14 protein-coding genes are annotated in these 15,397 nt (G+C 75.4%); 8 read left to right on the top strand and 6 right to left on the bottom strand.

Annotated features, from left to right (window positions below):
- Positions 1–26: 26 nt before the first annotated feature.
- Positions 27–1,007 (top strand): zinc-dependent alcohol dehydrogenase, encoded by a 981-nt coding sequence (locus tag AC0HI0_RS13065; protein ID WP_480932593.1) that lies wholly within the window; start codon positions 27–29, stop codon positions 1,005–1,007.
- Entirely contained in the window at positions 997–1,686 is a 690-nt protein-coding gene (locus AC0HI0_RS13060) for a creatininase family protein (protein WP_480932592.1), read from the top strand. The genes AC0HI0_RS13065 and AC0HI0_RS13060 overlap by 11 nt, the downstream gene beginning before the upstream one ends.
- Here AC0HI0_RS13060 and AC0HI0_RS13055 read toward each other — a convergent pair.
- From AC0HI0_RS13055 to AC0HI0_RS13040, 4 genes are read right to left on the bottom strand one after another with little or no spacing between them, the layout of a single operon-like run.
- Complete coding sequence (locus AC0HI0_RS13055; RefSeq protein WP_480932591.1) at positions 1,615–2,559, bottom strand: lysylphosphatidylglycerol synthase transmembrane domain-containing protein; 945 nt, start codon at positions 2,557–2,559, stop codon at positions 1,615–1,617. The genes AC0HI0_RS13060 and AC0HI0_RS13055 overlap by 72 nt on opposite strands.
- Positions 2,556–3,332: a class I SAM-dependent methyltransferase gene (locus tag AC0HI0_RS13050; RefSeq protein WP_480932590.1), complete on the bottom strand. Its 777-nt coding sequence runs from the start codon at positions 3,330–3,332 to the stop codon at positions 2,556–2,558. The genes AC0HI0_RS13055 and AC0HI0_RS13050 overlap by 4 nt, the downstream gene beginning before the upstream one ends.
- Entirely contained in the window at positions 3,329–4,327 is a 999-nt protein-coding gene (locus AC0HI0_RS13045; RefSeq protein WP_480932589.1) for a glycosyltransferase family 4 protein, read from the bottom strand. Before AC0HI0_RS13045 ends, AC0HI0_RS13050 begins: the two co-directional genes overlap by 4 nt.
- A complete protein-coding gene (locus AC0HI0_RS13040; protein WP_480934298.1) occupies positions 4,324–4,722 on the bottom strand; it encodes a 6-pyruvoyl trahydropterin synthase family protein in 399 nt (132 codons plus the stop codon). Before AC0HI0_RS13040 ends, AC0HI0_RS13045 begins: the two co-directional genes overlap by 4 nt.
- Positions 4,723–4,809: 87 nt before the next feature.
- Between AC0HI0_RS13040 and AC0HI0_RS13035 the strand changes: the two genes are divergently transcribed.
- Positions 4,810–5,454, top strand: a complete 645-nt coding sequence (locus AC0HI0_RS13035) for a GTP cyclohydrolase II (RefSeq protein ID WP_480932588.1) — start codon at positions 4,810–4,812, stop codon at positions 5,452–5,454.
- A gap of 207 nt (positions 5,455–5,661) precedes the next feature.
- Positions 5,662–6,105 (top strand): NUDIX domain-containing protein, encoded by a 444-nt coding sequence (locus tag AC0HI0_RS13030; protein ID WP_480932587.1) that lies wholly within the window; start codon positions 5,662–5,664, stop codon positions 6,103–6,105.
- Between the two features lie 16 nt (positions 6,106–6,121).
- Here AC0HI0_RS13030 and AC0HI0_RS13025 read toward each other — a convergent pair whose 3' ends face one another.
- Positions 6,122–6,787 carry a FadR/GntR family transcriptional regulator gene (locus tag AC0HI0_RS13025; RefSeq protein WP_480932586.1) on the bottom strand — a complete coding sequence of 222 codons (666 nt, stop codon included), beginning with the start codon at positions 6,785–6,787 and terminating at the stop codon, positions 6,122–6,124.
- Positions 6,788–6,889: 102 nt separating this feature from the next.
- Positions 6,890–7,285 (bottom strand): BlaI/MecI/CopY family transcriptional regulator, encoded by a 396-nt coding sequence (locus AC0HI0_RS13020; RefSeq protein ID WP_480932585.1) that lies wholly within the window; start codon positions 7,283–7,285, stop codon positions 6,890–6,892.
- An 80-nt stretch (positions 7,286–7,365) separates the two neighbouring features.
- Here AC0HI0_RS13020 and AC0HI0_RS13015 point away from each other — a divergent pair, with 80 nt between their 5' ends.
- From AC0HI0_RS13015 to AC0HI0_RS13000, 4 genes are all read left to right on the top strand, one after another.
- Positions 7,366–8,304: a M56 family metallopeptidase gene (locus AC0HI0_RS13015; RefSeq protein WP_480932584.1), complete on the top strand. Its 939-nt coding sequence runs from the start codon at positions 7,366–7,368 to the stop codon at positions 8,302–8,304.
- Between the two features lie 396 nt (positions 8,305–8,700).
- Complete coding sequence (locus tag AC0HI0_RS13010; RefSeq protein WP_480932583.1) at positions 8,701–8,931, top strand: MbtH family protein; 231 nt, start codon at positions 8,701–8,703, stop codon at positions 8,929–8,931.
- A 5-nt stretch (positions 8,932–8,936) separates the two neighbouring features.
- Positions 8,937–13,730, top strand: a complete 4,794-nt coding sequence (locus AC0HI0_RS13005) for a salicylate synthase (RefSeq protein ID WP_480934297.1) — start codon at positions 8,937–8,939, stop codon at positions 13,728–13,730.
- A complete protein-coding gene (locus AC0HI0_RS13000) occupies positions 13,727–15,334 on the top strand; it encodes a (2,3-dihydroxybenzoyl)adenylate synthase (protein ID WP_480932582.1) in 1,608 nt (535 codons plus the stop codon). The genes AC0HI0_RS13005 and AC0HI0_RS13000 overlap by 4 nt, the downstream gene beginning before the upstream one ends.
- Positions 15,335–15,397 lie beyond the last annotated feature (63 nt).

The following is a 15,397-nucleotide window of genomic DNA, read 5'->3' as shown; positions in this document are numbered from 1 at the left end:
CATGACCCGTTTTCGGAGGTTGCCGGATGACACGCGTCGCACGGGCACTTTGGTTCACCTCGGCCGGGAATTGCTCGATCCGGTCCGGACCGCTGCCCGAACCCGGGCCGGGCGAGCTGGTCGTGCGCACCCTGCACAGCGCGGTCAGCCGGGGCACCGAGACCCTGGTCCTGCGGGGGTCGGTGCCGGTCAACCAGCACGCGGTGATGCGCGCGCCGTTCCAGGAGGGCGATTTCCCGTTCCCGGTGAAGTACGGGTACCTCAACGTGGGGGTGGTCGAACACGGCCCGGCGGCGCTGCTGGGCCGCACGGTGTTCTGCCTGTACCCGCACCAGACCCGGTACGTGGTGCCGGAGCACGCCGTCACGCCCGTCCCGGACGCCGTCCCGCCGGCGCGCGCGGTGCTCGCCGGCACGGTCGAGACCGCGGTGAACGCCCTGTGGGACGCCCGGCCGATGGTCGGCGACCGGATCGCGGTGGTCGGCGGCGGCATGGTCGGCTGCGCGGTCGCGGCCGTGCTCGCCGGGTTCCCCGGCGCGCGGGTCCAGCTGGTCGACCTCGACCCGGCCCGCCGCGCGACCGCCGACGCGCTCGGCGTGGCCTTCGCGACCCCTGAGGAGGCCGTGGGCGGCCTCGACCTGGTGGTGCACGCCAGCGCGTCGGAAGCGGGCCTGGAGACGTCCCTGGGGCTGCTGGCGGCGGAAGGGACGGTGGTGGAGCTGAGCTGGTACGGCGCGCGGCGGGTCGGCGTCCCGCTGGGGGAGCACTTCCACTCCCGCCGGCTCACCGTGCGGGCCAGCCAGGTCGGTGTGGTCGCCCGCCCCGACCGCAGCCACGCCGAACGCCTGGCGCTCGCCCTCGACCTGCTCGCCGACCCGGTGTTCGACGCGCTGATCACCGGTTCGAGCCCGTTCGACGACCTGCCCGACGTGCTGCCCCGGCTGGCGGACGGCACGCTCTCCGCGCTGTGCCACCGGATTGACTACGGTCGGGCCGGTGACCGATGACATCCTGCCCAGCACCACCACGGTCGACGCCCGGGACCAGGGCGCGCGGGTCGCGGTGCTGCCGGTGGGCAGCTTCGAACAGCACGGCCCACACCTGCCGCTGATCACCGACACCGTCGTGGCCTGCGCGATCGCGGGCGGGATCGCCGCCCGGCACGCCGTCCTGCTGCTGCCGCCGGTCACGGTCTCCTGCTCGCACGAGCACGCCGCCTGGCCGGGCACCGTCAGCATCTCGGCCCGGACCCTGTACGCCGTGGTCACCGACATCGCCGAGTCGCTGCGCCGGTCCGGCGTGCCGAAGCTGGTGGTGGTCAACGCGCACGGCGGCAACTACGTGCTGTCCAACGTCGTGCAGGAGAACGAGGGCCTGTCGCTGTTCCCGGGCCGGTCCGACTGGCACACCGCCCGCACCGCCGCCGGCCTGGAGACCTCGGGCCAGACCGACATGCACGCCGGCGAGCTGGAGACGTCGATCCTGCTGCACGTCCGGCCCGACCTGGTCGGCCCGGCCCGGATCGACCACGTGGCCGACGAGCGCCCGCACCTGCTGACCCACGGCCTGCGCCAGTACACCGGCTCCGGCGTGGTCGGCCGTCCGTCGCGGGCCTCAGCCGACAAGGGCAGGCACCTGCTGGCGAGCCTGGTCGCCGCGTTCGCCGGGCACCTCGCGGCGCTCTGAGCGGGGGATCAGGGCGAGCACCCCGGGCAGCGCGGCGACCAGCGCCAGCACCCCGTAGACCACGGCGGTGGTGACCCCCTGCGCCGCGCCCAGCCCGGCCGACCCGAACGCCACCGCCAGGAACGCCTCGCGCGGCCCGAACCCGCCGACGTTCACCGGCACCGCCATCACCAGCAGCGCGAGCACGACCAGCGGGACCAGCTGCCCGAGCGACGCCGTCGAACCGGCCGCCCGCGCGGCGACCACGAACAACGCGACGTGCCCCGCCACCGTCACCGCCGACAGGGCGACGACCCTGGGCAGCGCGTACCGGGTCAGCAGCGCGCCGCGCGCGTCGGACAACGTCCGGACCACCGCGCCCCGGACCTTCGGCACCCGGCTCGCGAGCACCGCGCCGACCACCAGGACGGCCGCCGCGCCGACCACGGCACCGGGCCGGACGTCGACCGCCACCGGCCGCACGGCCAGCACCGCCACCCCGACCAGCACCAGCACGACCTGCCCGGCGAAGCGCTCGAACACCACCGCCCGCACACCCCGCCCGACATCGCCGGAACGCCGGCCGTGGCGCACCGCGCGGTGCACGTCGCCGAGCACGCCGGCGGGCAGCACCGCGTTGAGCAGCAGCCCCCGGTAGTAGTCCGCCACGGCCGCGCGCAGCGTCAGCGGCAGCCCGAGGCCGCGCGCCACCACGCACCACCGCCACGCGCTGCACACCGTGGTCAGCAGCCCGATCCCGAGCGCCGCGACCACCGCCGACGAGTGCACCGCGCGCAGCCCGTCCACGAAGGCGTCCGACCCCAGCCGCCACGCCAGGACCGCCAGGATGCCGATCGCCGCGCCCAGCCGCAGCCACGGCCACACCCGGCTCACGACGGCACCGCGAGCAGGTCCGTGTGGTGCACCGAGGCCCGCACCCCACCGCTCCTGCGCCGCAGGTAGTCGGGCGCGTCGGCGGCCAGCGCGGGGTCCTGCTCGACCGCCGCGCCGACCCAGCCGCGCAGCCACTCGGCGGTCAGCGCGGCCTGGCCGGGCCCCAGCCGCCACGGGCTCCGCGCGGTCTCGACCCGCGCGCCGAGCCGCGTGAACGCCTCTTCGGCCGCCCGCGCCGCGTCGGGCCCGAGCAGTCCGCCCCGGCGCTGGTGGGCGTTGAACGCGTCCTGGAACCGCGCGTCGAGCGGGTCGGCCGGGTCGAGTTCGACGCGGCCGGCCACGGAGAGGGTCAGCAGTGCGGGCACACCCGCTTCTACGCACGCCGCCGCCAACCCGTTCACCTGCTCCCGGGTGAGCACGTCGAGCAGGGCCGACGCGGTCACCAGCGACGCGCCCCGCAGGTCCGACGCGGTCAGCGCGGTCAGGTCGCCCTCGTGCGTCCGCGCCGTCACGCCCGGCCCGGTCACCGTCGCACCCGCCACGGCCAGCAGCCGGGGGTCCCGGTCGTGCAGCACCCAGTGCTGCGCGCCGCCCAGTCGTGCGCAGAGCCATCGTCCCATCGATCCCGTGCCACACCCGAGGTCACGGATGACGACCGGGTTCCGGTTCACCACGATCTCGCGGACCCGGTCCGCCAGTCCGGCGGAGCGGGCGGCGGCGTCCGCCGGTTCGCGCAGGGCCAGCCACTCCGGGGCGAATCCAGGCTCGGTCATGGCCGCAGACTAGCCAGCACCCGCTCCAGCCCGAGGGTCGTCGCGTCCCAGGTGGACAGCTCGCCACGCCGCCGGCGCGCGGCTTCGCGCAGGTCGGCGCGGGTCCGGGCGGAGGTGAACCAGCGGCGCAGCGCGTCGGCCAGCGCGGCCGCGTCGCCGGGCGGCACCGACCACCCGCCCTCGCCCAAGGCGTCCGGGACGGCGCTGGCCACGACCGGGATCCCGCGCGCCAGCGCCTCGGTCACCACCATCCCGTAGGTCTCGGCCCGCGACGGCAGCACGAACAGGTCGGCCGCCGCGTAGGCCGCGTCCAGCCCGGCCCCGACCAGCGGCCCGACCAGGGCGATCCGGTCGTCCAGCCGGTGCCGGGCGATCGCGGCGCGCACCGACGCCGCGTGGCCCGGGTCCTGCGGCCCGACGCACACGCACCGCCACCGCGCGCCGGAAACCCGGGCCAACGCCTCGACCAGCACGTCGTGGCCTTTGCGCGGGGTCACCGACGCCACGCAGAGCAGGCTCGACACCCCGTCGGCGCCGGTCGCGAGCGGCGCCGGGTCGACCCCCGGCGCGACCACGTGCACCCGCCCCAGCCCGTGGTGGGCCGCCAGCCGCTCCGCCGCCGCCCGGCCGGTCGCCACCACCGCGTGCACGGCGTGCAGGCACGCCCGCTCGGCCGCGTCCAGCGCCGCCGCGACCGCCGGGTCCAGCCCGGTCTCGTCGGCCAGCGGCAGGTGCACCAGCACCGCGAGGCGCAACCGCGCGGCGTGCGGCGCGACCACCTCGGGCACCCCGCACGCCACCAGGCCGTCGAGCAGCGCGGTCGCGCCGTCGGGCAGCCCGGCCAGCGCCCGGTGCAGCGCCGCGCGCGCCACGCCGTCCGGCCGTGGCCAGGAACCGGCCACGACCACCTCCCGGAGGCCGCCGCGGGCCCGCCGGTCGTAGGTGTTGCCGCCGCTGGGCGTGCTGCTGTCCGGGACGACGAAGTACCCGGTCACAGCGCCCGTTCGTAGCTCGCCCAGGCCACGTGCGACTCGTGCAGCGAGACCTCGATGCCGGACAGCCCCCGGGCACCCTCGCCGAGCGCGCCCGCGTGCACCCGGTCGGCCAGCCGGTCGGCGACGTGCCTGGCCAGGAACTCGGTCGAGGTGTTGATCCCGGCGAACTCGGGCACCTCGTCGAGGTTGCGGTAGTTCAGGTCGGCCAGGACCGCCCGGAGTTCCTGTGTGGCCAGTCCGATGTCGACCACGATGTTGTCCCGATCGAGTTCGTTTCGTTTGAACCGGGCGTCCACGAGGAACGTTGCACCATGCAGGCGTTGTGCCGGACCGAAGACCTCGCCGCGGAAGCTGTGCGCGACCATCACGTGGTCGCGGACGGTGATGCTGTACAGGGTGACCTCCTGGTGAGCGCTACGGGCACAACCTCCGGCCGAGCGTAGTGAAACGCCCGGCCGGTGTCGGGTGGGCGAAGGGATCCCATGTACGAGTCAGTCTTCAGTGACGACGACACCGCCGAATCGGACCTGGTGACACGCCGCGGCACGTTCCGGGCGGTGGCGTTCCGGGCGGACGGGCACGAGCACATGGCGTTGGTGTTCGGCAAGGTCGGGAGGCGGGCGGACGTGCTGGCGCGCGTCCACTCGGAGTGCATGACGGGGGACATCTTCGGCGCGCTGCGCTGCGAGTGCGGCGAACAGCTCGACGCCGCGCTCGACGCCGTCGTCCGCGAGGGCAGCGGCCTGCTGATCTACCTGCGCGGCCACGAGGGCCGGGGGATCGGCCTGGTGGAGAAGGTCCGCACCCACGTGCTCCAGGACGAGTGCGGCCTGGACACCATCGACTCCGCGACCGAGCTGGGCCTGCCGGTGGACACCCGCGACTACCGCCCGGCCGCGCTGGTCCTGCGCCACCTGAAGGTCCGGTCGGTCCGGCTGCTGTCCAACAACCCCGACAAGGTCCGGGCGCTGGAGGACCACGGCATCCCGGTGACCGCCCGGGTGCCCCTGCTGATGCCGCCCAACAAGCACAACATCGGCTACCTGACCGCGAAACGCGACCGCATGGGCCACGACCTGCCCCAGCTCTCCGGACACCCGGCCGTGCCCCACGCCGCCGACCGCTGACGCCGACCGCCGACCCGTGCCGTAGCCCTGGCCGACGTTCGCGCCGTGGTTCGACCCGGTCGGCGACATCGCGCCGATCCCCCCGTGGTCACCTGGCCGTGGCGAGTCCACAGTGGACGCTTCGCCGCCGGGTCGCGGCGGGGAGTACCGGACACCCCGGGCGGGGGATAGGCTTCGTCGGGTTCCGCGCCCGCCGATCGAGGACCGATGACCGACCGTCACCTGATCGACGTCCACGTCCTGCTCGTCCGCGACGTGCACGTCCTGCTGACCCTCCGCCGCGACGCCGATCCCCGGTTCGACGGACGGTGGCACCTGCCCTCGGGCAAGCTCGACGCCGGCGAATCGGTCCCGCGCGCGGCCTCGCGGGAGGTCCGCGAGGAGGTCGGGGTCGAGGTCGACCCCGCCGTGCTGCGGCTGGTCCACACCCTGCACGTCACCGGGTCCGGGCTCGAACCCCGGCTGGGCCTGTTCTTCGAAGCGCGTGAGTGGACCGGCACGCCGGTCAACCGGGAACCGGACAAGTGCTCGGCCGTCGAGTGGTTCCCGCTCGACGGCCTGCCGCACCGGATCATCGAGTACCCGGCCGCCGGCATCCACGCCTACCGCACCGGATCCCCGTTCGGCGTGCTCGGCTGGCCGGACCCGTAGGCGGCGGGCCCGTCGGTCAGGTGTCGGCGGGGACGTCGCGGTCGGCGTGGTCGGCGGCGGCCAGGCGGGCGGCCTGGGGGTCGCCCGCTTCGACGGCCGCGAAGATCCGCAGGTGTTCGGCCTCGCGCCGCTCGGGCAGTGCGGGGTCCATCCGCGTGTAGCGCAGCGCGGCGATGGCGCACTGGTGCAGCTCCGCCAGCAGGGGGTTGCCGGCGGCGGCGAAGACGGTGGTGTGGAAGACGTCCGGGGTGACGTCGGTCCGGGCCGACGCCGCGCGGTAGACCGCCGTCCAGCAGTCCTGGCGCGGTGCGGCCAGTGCCGCGCGGAGGATCGACAGGTGTTCCTCGGTGCGGTTGGCGGCGGCCAGGGCGGCGGCTTCGGCCTCCAGCGAGCGGCGCAGCGCGAGGGTGTGGGCGACGGGTTGGTCGCGCAGGTGTTCGCGCAGCACGGTGTTGACCGCGGTGCGCGCCCGGACGAAGGTGCCGCGCCCTTGCGCGCTCTCCAGCACCCCGTTGGCGGAGAGCACCTTGATCGCCTGGCGCACCGACGACTGCCCCAGGCCCATGATGACGGCCAGTTCCTCCTGGCTGGGGATCCGGGAGTTCAGCGGCCACTCGCCGACCTCGATGCGCCGGGTGATCCACTCGACGGCCTCTTCGAAGCCCGCCCTTCTCAGCGGCATGGTCCGGTTTCCTTCGCGCTGGCGGAGTCGGCTCGACCGAGACCGGTGACTTCTACAAAACTGTAGAAGATCGCCGTGGCCCGCTGTCAAGCGGCCGCGCGGTCAGTCGTCGAGCCTGCCCAGCAGGTCGCGCAGGATCCGCTCGTCCTCCTCGCCCAGCGCGCCGACGAACCTGGTCAGCACGGACGCGTGGTCCGGCTCGCTCTCCAGCAGCCGGCCCATCCGCCACGCGGTCAGCGCCGACGGGTCGGCCGTCGTGGAGTAGCGGTAGGCCCGGCCGTCCCGGACGCGGGTGGCCATGTTCTTCTCGTGCAGCCGGGTCAGGGTCGTGACGACCGTGCTGTAGGACAGCGCGCCCGAGGGGTCGACGCGGTCGCGGACCTCGGCCGGGGTGAGGGCCTCGGCGGCGTCGCCCAGGACCTGGAGCACCTCGGCGGCCAGTGCCCCGGGTTGGCGTCGGGCAGGCGGTTCTCCCACCGCGTCGGGCTCCCTGGTCACGGGGGGAATGGTACGACGACTGGTCCGGGCCGCCGGCCGGGCGTGGCAGACTGGTGGCTCCGCGCGCGGGAGGGGCACGCATGTTCGACCACTTCGCCTGGTCCGTCCTGGCGACCCCGGTCCTGGTGCTGCTCGGCACGTGGCTGCTCGCCGACCGGTTGCGGCCCGACCTCGCGGTGCGGGTGTTCGCGTGGTCCGCCGTCGTGGCGGCGTGGGCGGGCACGGTGAACCTGGTGGTGTTCGCGCTCAAGGCGCTGGCCGAGCTGCCGGCCGTGGCCGCGCTGGGCGACTGGTCCGCCGACGTGGTCGTCGCCGACACCGCGCACGTGCCGTGGGTGTCCTGGGGTTCGTTCGCGTGGGTGGTCGTGGCCGCGGTGGCGGTCGCGGTCCAGGCGGTGCGGCGGCGTCGGCTGCTGCGCGCGGTGCGGGCCGAGGTGGACTGGCTGGAGCCGCGCGGGGACGTGGTGACGGTGGCCGACGAGCGGGTCGACGCGTTCGCGCTGCCGGGCACGCGGAGCGTCCCGGGCCGGATCGTGCTGACCACCGGGATGGTCGACCTGCTCGACGAGCACCAGCGCGGCGCGGTCGTCGCGCACGAGCGCGCGCACCTCGCGGGCGACCACCACCGCCTGGTGTGGCTCACCCGGCTCGCCGCGACCGTCCACCCGGTGCTCTGGCCGGTCGCCTGGAAGGTCGCGTTCCTGGCGGAGCGGGCGGCCGACGAGGTCGCGGCGGCGGAGCTGGGCGACCGTCGGCACGTGGCGCGCGCCATCGGGTTCGCGGCGCTGGCCGCCGGGAAGCGGGGCGCGGTGCGCGCCGGCGGTGCGCACGGCCCGCTGGCCGCGCTCGGGTCCGCGCCCGGCGCGGTTCCCCGGCGGGTGTCGGCGCTGATGGTCCCGCGCGAAGGCCGCCGCTGGCCGGGCGTGGTGCCGGTGGCGCTCGCGATCGGCACCGTGGTGTGGACCGGCGAGTGCGTGTACGACCTCCACGAGCTGCTCACGTTCGCGTCGCTGCGTTAGTCGCTGCGTTAGTCGCTGAGTCAGGTGCTGGGTCAGGCGCTGCCCCGGCGGGTGCGTGACCGCTGGTGCGCCGTCGACCCGCGCTGTCCGGCGTCCGCCGGTTTTCGTTGCGGTCGCGGGACTTCTCCGCCGGTGGTCGGTGTGACGATCATCCTCCCCCTTGACAGTCCGGGGCGTTCTTCTACAGTCTAGTAGAAGAAAATTTAGCCTAACCTAACTGCGGGAGGTTGTCGCGGTGCGTGACCGCACGTCGTCGTTCGGCGACCCCGTCCGCGGTGTGGTGACACCGGCGCGCGCCGGGTAGTCGACCCCGTTCCCGAATCCCTTCGGCCGGTCACCTCGTGGTGGCCGGTCGGTCGAGCGCGCCCACGCGGCCTTCCCTGGAGGTTCCCCGCCATGTCCGGCAACCCCTTCGACGACGAGAACGGCGAATTCCACGCCCTGGTCAACGACGAGGGCCAGTACTCGCTGTGGCCCGTGTTCGCCGAGGTTCCCGCCGGGTGGACGGTCGTGCACGCGAACGCGACCCGCGCCTGCTGCCTGGACTACATCGAGAGCCGCTGGACCGACATGCGCCCGGCGAGCCTGATCGCGGCGATGGACTCGACCGCCGACTCCCGGGCGTGACCGCGATGTCGGTCCACGAGTGGCGTTCCCGCGCCCACACCGGCCCGGTCGACCCGCTGACCGCCGCCGCGACCCTGGCGCGCCGGGCGGAGGGCCCGTTCGTGGTCTACGAGCGCGACGGGCGCTGGGCGTTCGCCGCCGGCGCGGTCGCCGAGCTGCGCCTGACCCGGCACGGGATCACCGTCGCGCACGGCGGGCTGGTGCGCGAGGTGGCGCTGTCCGACGACCCGCCGGCGCAGGTCTCGACGCTGCTCGCGGAACTGCCCGTGCCGTGGCGCAGGGCCTACGGCTGGGCCGCGTTCGAGCTGGCCCACCTGCTGCACGGCACCCCCGAGGCCGCCGGCGACGGCCCGCTGCTGCACCTGGTCGTGCCCGCCGAGGAAGTCCTCTTCGACGGCGGCGGGGCACACCTGGTCGCGCCCGACGAGCGGGCGCTGGACCGGCTCGCGGCGGTGCTCGGCGACCCGGCCGGCCGGTGGGGCGCGCCGCAGACCGGGGTCGACCTGGCCGAGGCCGACGACCCGCGCTACCGCGAGGTGGTCGCGGCGGCGGTCGCCGACATCCGCGCCGAGCGGTTGCAGAAGGTCATCCTGTCCCGGGTCGTGCCGGTGCCGCTGGAGGTCGACCTGGTCGCGACCTACGTCGCGGGTCGGCGCGGCAACACGCCCGCCCGGTCGTTCCTGCTGGACCTGGGCGGCCTGCGGGCCACCGGGTTCAGCCCGGAGACGGTCGTCGAGGTCTCCGCCGACGGCCGGGTGTCCACCCAGCCGCTGGCGGGCACCCGGAGCCTGGTCGGCGACCCGGCGAGCGACCTGGCGGGCCGGGTCGAGCTGCTCGGCGACCCCAAGGAGGTCTTCGAGCACGCCATCTCCGTCCGCCTCGCCCAGGACGAGCTGCACGCCATGTGCCGCCCGGGAACCGTGGGCGTGGACGAGTTCATGACGGTCAAGGAGCGCGGCAGCGTCCAGCACCTCGCCTCGCGGGTGAGCGGCCGGCTGGCCGAGGGCAACGGTCCGTGGCACGCGTTCGCCGCGCTGTTCCCGGCGATCACCGCGTCCGGGATCCCGAAGCCCGAGGCGTTCGAGCTGATCTCGCGCCACGAGGAGCCGCGCGGCCTCTACAGCGGCGCGGTGCTGGCGATCGACGCGGACGGCGGCCTCGACGCCGCTTTGGTGCTGCGCACCGTGTTCACCCAGGACGGCCGGACGTGGCTGCGCGCGGGCGCGGGGATCGTCGGCCTGTCCACCCCCGAGCGGGAGCTGGAGGAGACCCGCGAGAAGCTGCGCAGCATCTCCCGGTTCCTGGTCCCGGCGTCGGCACCGGAGGTGCGAGTGTCCACATCGGACGGTCCGGACCTGAGCCTGTCGGGCCTGCGGCACCTCGCGGCCGACCTGACCGAGGAGGAACCGGCCGCGATCGACGCCGACGCCAACCTCTTCGAGCTGGGCCTGGAGTCCATCGCGCTGATGAAGCTGGTGAGCACCTGGCGGCGGGCCGGCATCGAGGTGAACTTCGCCGAACTGGCCGGGAACCCGACCTTGGACGGCTGGTCCAAGCTGCTCGCCGAGCGCCGTTCGGCGCAGGCCCCGCAGGCCCCCGCAGCCGAGGTCGCCGACGACCCGGCCGACCCGGACGACACCTTCGGCCTGGCCGTGCTCCAGCACGCCTACTGGATCGGCCGGACCGCCGGCCACCGGCTGGGCGGCGTCGCCGCGCACCTGTACTCGGAGTTCGACGGCGTCGGCGTGGACCCGCAGCGGTTGCGGGCGGCGATCGGCCTGCTGGTCGAGCGGCACCCGATGCTGCGGGTGGTCGTCACCGACGACGGGCGGCAGCGGATCGCCGACACGTCGGGCTGGCGCGGCCTGGCCGTGCACGACCTGCGCGAGGTCCCCGAGGACGAGCGGGCCGCGCGGCTCGCGGCGGTCCGGGACGCGAACTCCCACCGGGTGCTGGACATCGAGGCCGGCGAGGTCTTCGCGACCGGGCTGACCCTGCTGCCCGAGGGCCGCACCCGGCTGCACCTGGACGTGGACATGGTCGCCGCCGACGCGGTGAGCTACCGGATCATGCTCGCCGACCTGGCCGAGCTGTACGCGGGGCGGACCCTGCCGGAGCCCGGCTACACCTACCGCCAGTACCGCGCGGCCCGCCCGCAGGCCCGCCGCGCCGCCGCCGCCGAGGCCGCCGCGTGGTGGCGCGACCGGCTGCCGGACCTGCCGGGCGCGCCGGACCTGCCCGCCGCGATCGGCCCCGCCCCGCGGACGCCCCGCGTCGCCCGCCGTGCCACGACCCTGTCCCCGCAGCAGCGCGCCGCGCTCGCCGACCGGGCCCGCGCGCACGGCATCACGCCCGCGATGGCGGTGGCCACGGCGTTCGCCGAGACGATCGGGCACTGGAGCGCCGCGCCCCGGTTCCTGCTCAACGTCCCGCTGTTCGACCGCGAGCCGGTGCACCCGGAGGTCGCCGACGTGGTGGGCGACTTCACCAGCTCCGTGCTGCTGGAGGTCGACCTGTCGCGGCCCGCGACGTTCGCCGAGCGCGCCCGCCAGGTCCAGTCCCGGATGCACGCCGACGCCGCGCACGCCGACCACTCCGGCGTCGAGGTGCTGCGCGACCTGACCCGGCTGCGCGGCGAGCAGGTGCTCGCGCCCGTGGTGTTCACCAGCGCGTTGAGCCTGGGCGAGCTGTTCGACCAGGGCGTGCGGCGGCACTTCGGCGACGCGGTCTGGATCATCTCGCAGGGCCCGCAGGTGCTGCTGGACGCCCAGGTGACCGAACTCGACGGCGGCCTGCTGGTCAACTGGGACTCCCGCGACGGCGAGTTCGCCGAGGGCGTGGTGGACGCGATGTTCGCCGCGTTCTCGGCCCTGGTGCACGCGCTGGCCGCCGGCCCGGACGCGTGGACCTCGCCGGTGCCCGATCTGCTGCCCGCCGCCCAGCGGGAGCGCCGCGCCCTGGCCAACGCCACGGACGGCCCGCGCTCCGGGCGGCTGCTGCACGAGGGGTTCTTCGCCGAGGCGGCCCGCACGCCCGACGCGCCCGCGCTGTCCGGTGCCGAGCCGCTGTCCTACGGCGAGCTGGCCGACCGCGCGCTGCGCGTGGCCGCCACGCTCGTCGACCGGGGCGTGCGGCCCGGCGACGCGGTCGGCGTGACCCTGCCCAAGGGCGCGGACCAGGTCGTGGCGGTGCTCGGCGTGCTCGCGGCGGGCGGGACGTACGTGCCGGTCGGCGTCGAGCAGCCGCCGGCCCGTGCGGCGCGGATCGCCGCGGTCGCGGGCTACCGGGTGCTGCTGGGCGAAGGCGACGGCGCGGTGACCATCGCGCGGGCGTGCGCCGCGCCGCCGCTGGCGGCCCCGGTGCGCTGCGACGAGGAGCAGACGGCCTACGTGCTGTTCACGTCCGGCTCGACCGGCGAGCCGAAGGGCGTCGAGGTGCCGCACCGCGCGGCCATGTCCACCGTGGACGACCTGATCGACCGGTTCGGGATCGGCGCGGGGGACCGGACGCTCGCGTTGTCCGCGCTCGACTTCGACCTCTCGGTGTTCGACCTGTTCGCGCCGCTGTCGGTGGGCGGCGCGGTGGTGACCGTGCCGCAGGACCGGCGCGACGCCGCGTCCTGGGCGGAACTCGTGGCCGCGCACCGGGTCACGATCGTCAACTGCGTGCCCGCGTTGCTGGACATGCTGCTCGCCTCCGGCGTCCCGCTGGGCGACTCGCTGCGGCTGGTGCTGCTCGGCGGCGACCGGGTGGGCGTGGACCTGCCGTCCCGGCTGGCCGACGCGGTGCCGGGTTGCCGGTTCGTCGGGTTGGGCGGCACCACGGAGACCGCGATCCACTCCACGGTGTGCGAGGTGAGCTTGCCGGTGCCCGCGCACTGGCACGCGGTGCCCTACGGCACGCCGTTGCGCGGCGTCCGCTGCCGCGTGGTCGACGCGGTCGGCCGGGACTGCCCGGACTGGGTGCCCGGCGAGCTGTGGATCGGCGGCGACGGCGTGGCGCACGGCTACCGGGGCGACCCGGAGCGCACCGCCGACCGGTTCGTCACGCACGAGGGGCTGCGCTGGTACCGGACCGGCGACCTGGCGCGCTACCAGGGCGACGGGACGGTCGAGTTCCTCGGCCGGCGCGACGACCAGGTCAAGATCCGGGGCTACCGCGTCGAACCGGGCGAAGTGGAGGCGGCGCTGCTGGCCGACCCGACGGTGCGCGAGGCGGTCGCCGTGGTGGTCGGCGGCGCGCGGCCGGTGCTGGTCGCCGGCGTCGTGCCCGCCGACCTCGGGTCGGGCAGCGGGCTGGACCCGGTGGCGGTCGTCCAACGGCTGCGCGGTGCGCTGCCCGCCCACATGGTGCCCGACCGGATCGCCGTGCTCGACGCGATTCCGTTGAGCGCCAACGGGAAGGTCGACCGCAAGGCGGTCCGCGCGCTGGTCGGCGACCTCGCCCGGGACGACGCGGCCGGGCCGCGCACGCCGCTGGAGAAGGTCGTGGACCTGGCCTGGCGGGAAGTCCTGGGGCTGCCCCGGATCGGTCGCGACGAGGAGCTGTTCGCGGTCGGCGGCGATTCCGTGGTCGCCACCGCGATCGTGGCGCGGCTGCGCGAACTGCTCGACACCCGCGCGGTGTCGGCGCGGTCGCTGTTCGCCGCGCCCACCGTCGCCGGGCTCGCCGCCGAGCTGGCCCGCGCCCAGGACCGGCCGGGCCGGCTGGAAGCGGTGGCGGAACTGGTGTGGGAGATCGAGTCGATGAGCGACGCCGACGTGCTGGCCGAGGTCGACGGGACGGGGGAGCGGGCATGAGCGCGCTGGACGGGGCGGTCGGCTGGCCCGCCGACGTGGCCGACCGGTACCGGGCCGAGGGGTACTGGCGCGGCGTGACCCTGGGCGGGCTGCTGCGCGAGTGGGCGGAGCGGTCCGGCGACGCGGTCGCGGTCGTGGACGGGGACCGCCGGATCGGGTACCGCGAGCTGGACCGGCGGGCCGACGTGGTGGCCGCCGGGCTGCTGGCGCGCGGGATCGCCCGGGGCGACCGGCTGGTCGTGCAGCTGCCCAACGTGGCCGAGTTCGCGGTCCTGCTGTTCGCGCTGGCCCGGATCGGCGCGGTGCCGGTGCTGGCGCTGCCCGCCCACCGGCGGACCGAGATCGCGCACCTGGCGGAGCTGTCCGGCGCGGTCGGCTACGTGATCCCCGACCTGCACCAGGGCTTCGACCACCGGGAACTGGCCGCCGGGATCGCCTCGGTGGCCGGGCACGTGCTGGTGGTCGGCGACCCCGGCCCGTTCGTCGCGTTCGACGACGTGGCGGGCGACCCGGCGGCGCTCGCCGACCTGCCCCCGGTCGACCCGTCCGACGTGGCGGTGCTGCTGATCTCCGGCGGCACCACCGGCCGGCCCAAGCTGATCACCCGCACCCACGACGACTACGCCTACAACGCGCGGGCCAGCGCCGAGGTCTGCGGCCTCACCGCCGACGACCGCTACCTGGTCAGCCTGCCCGTGGCGCACAACTTCCCGCTGGCCTGCCCCGGCCTGCTCGGCGTCCTCGGGGTCGGCGGCACCGCCGTGCTGGCCCCCGCGCCGAGCCCGGACGTGGCGTTCGAGCTGGTCGAGCGGGAGCGGATCACGGTCACCGCGCTGGTCCCGCCGATGGCCCGGATGTGGGTGGACGCCGCGCCCTGGGCCCGGGCCGACCGGTCGAGCCTGCGCCTGGTCCAGGTCGGCGGGTCCAAGATGGACGCCGACCTGGCCCGGGAGATCCCGGCGGCGCTCGGTTGCCGCGCCCAGCAGGTCTTCGGCATGGCCGAGGGGCTGCTCAACTTCACCCGCGACGACGACCCCGCCGAGCTGGTGGAGACCACCCAGGGCCGGCCGCTGAGCCCGCACGACGAGATCCGGGTGGTGGACGAGGACGGGCACGACGTCGAGCCCGGCACCGTCGGCGAACTGCTCACCCGTGGCCCGTACACGCCGCGCGGCTACTACCGCGCCGACGCGTACAACGCCACGGTCTTCACCCCGGACGGCTTCTTCCGCACCGGCGACCTGGTGCGCGCGCTGCCCAGCGGCCACCTGGTCGTGGAGGGGCGGATCAAGGACGTGGTCAACCGGGGCGGCGAGAAGGTGCCCGCCACCGAGCTGGAAGACCTGCTGCTGGCCCACCCGGCGGTGGCGCAGGCGGCGGTGATCGGCCTGCCGGACGACCTGCTCGGCGAACAGGTGTGCGCGGTCATCGTCGCCGGCGAGCAGGGGCCGCCGAAGCTCAAGGCGCTCAAGGCGCACCTGACCGCGCTCGGCGTGGCCCGGTTCAAGCTCCCGGACCGGCTCGTCGTGCTCGACGAGTTCCCGCTGACCGCCGTCGGGAAGATCAGCAAGCGCGAGCTGGTCGACCGGCTGTCCGGCGACTGACCACCCCCTCCCCAGCACTCCGGCCGGGTTCCGCGCTGCGCGGAACCGGTCGCACGACCGAAA

The sequence above is a fragment of the Saccharothrix sp. NBAS 001 genome (assembly GCF_056640475.1).
This window is presented reverse-complemented; position numbering and strand designations above follow the sequence as displayed.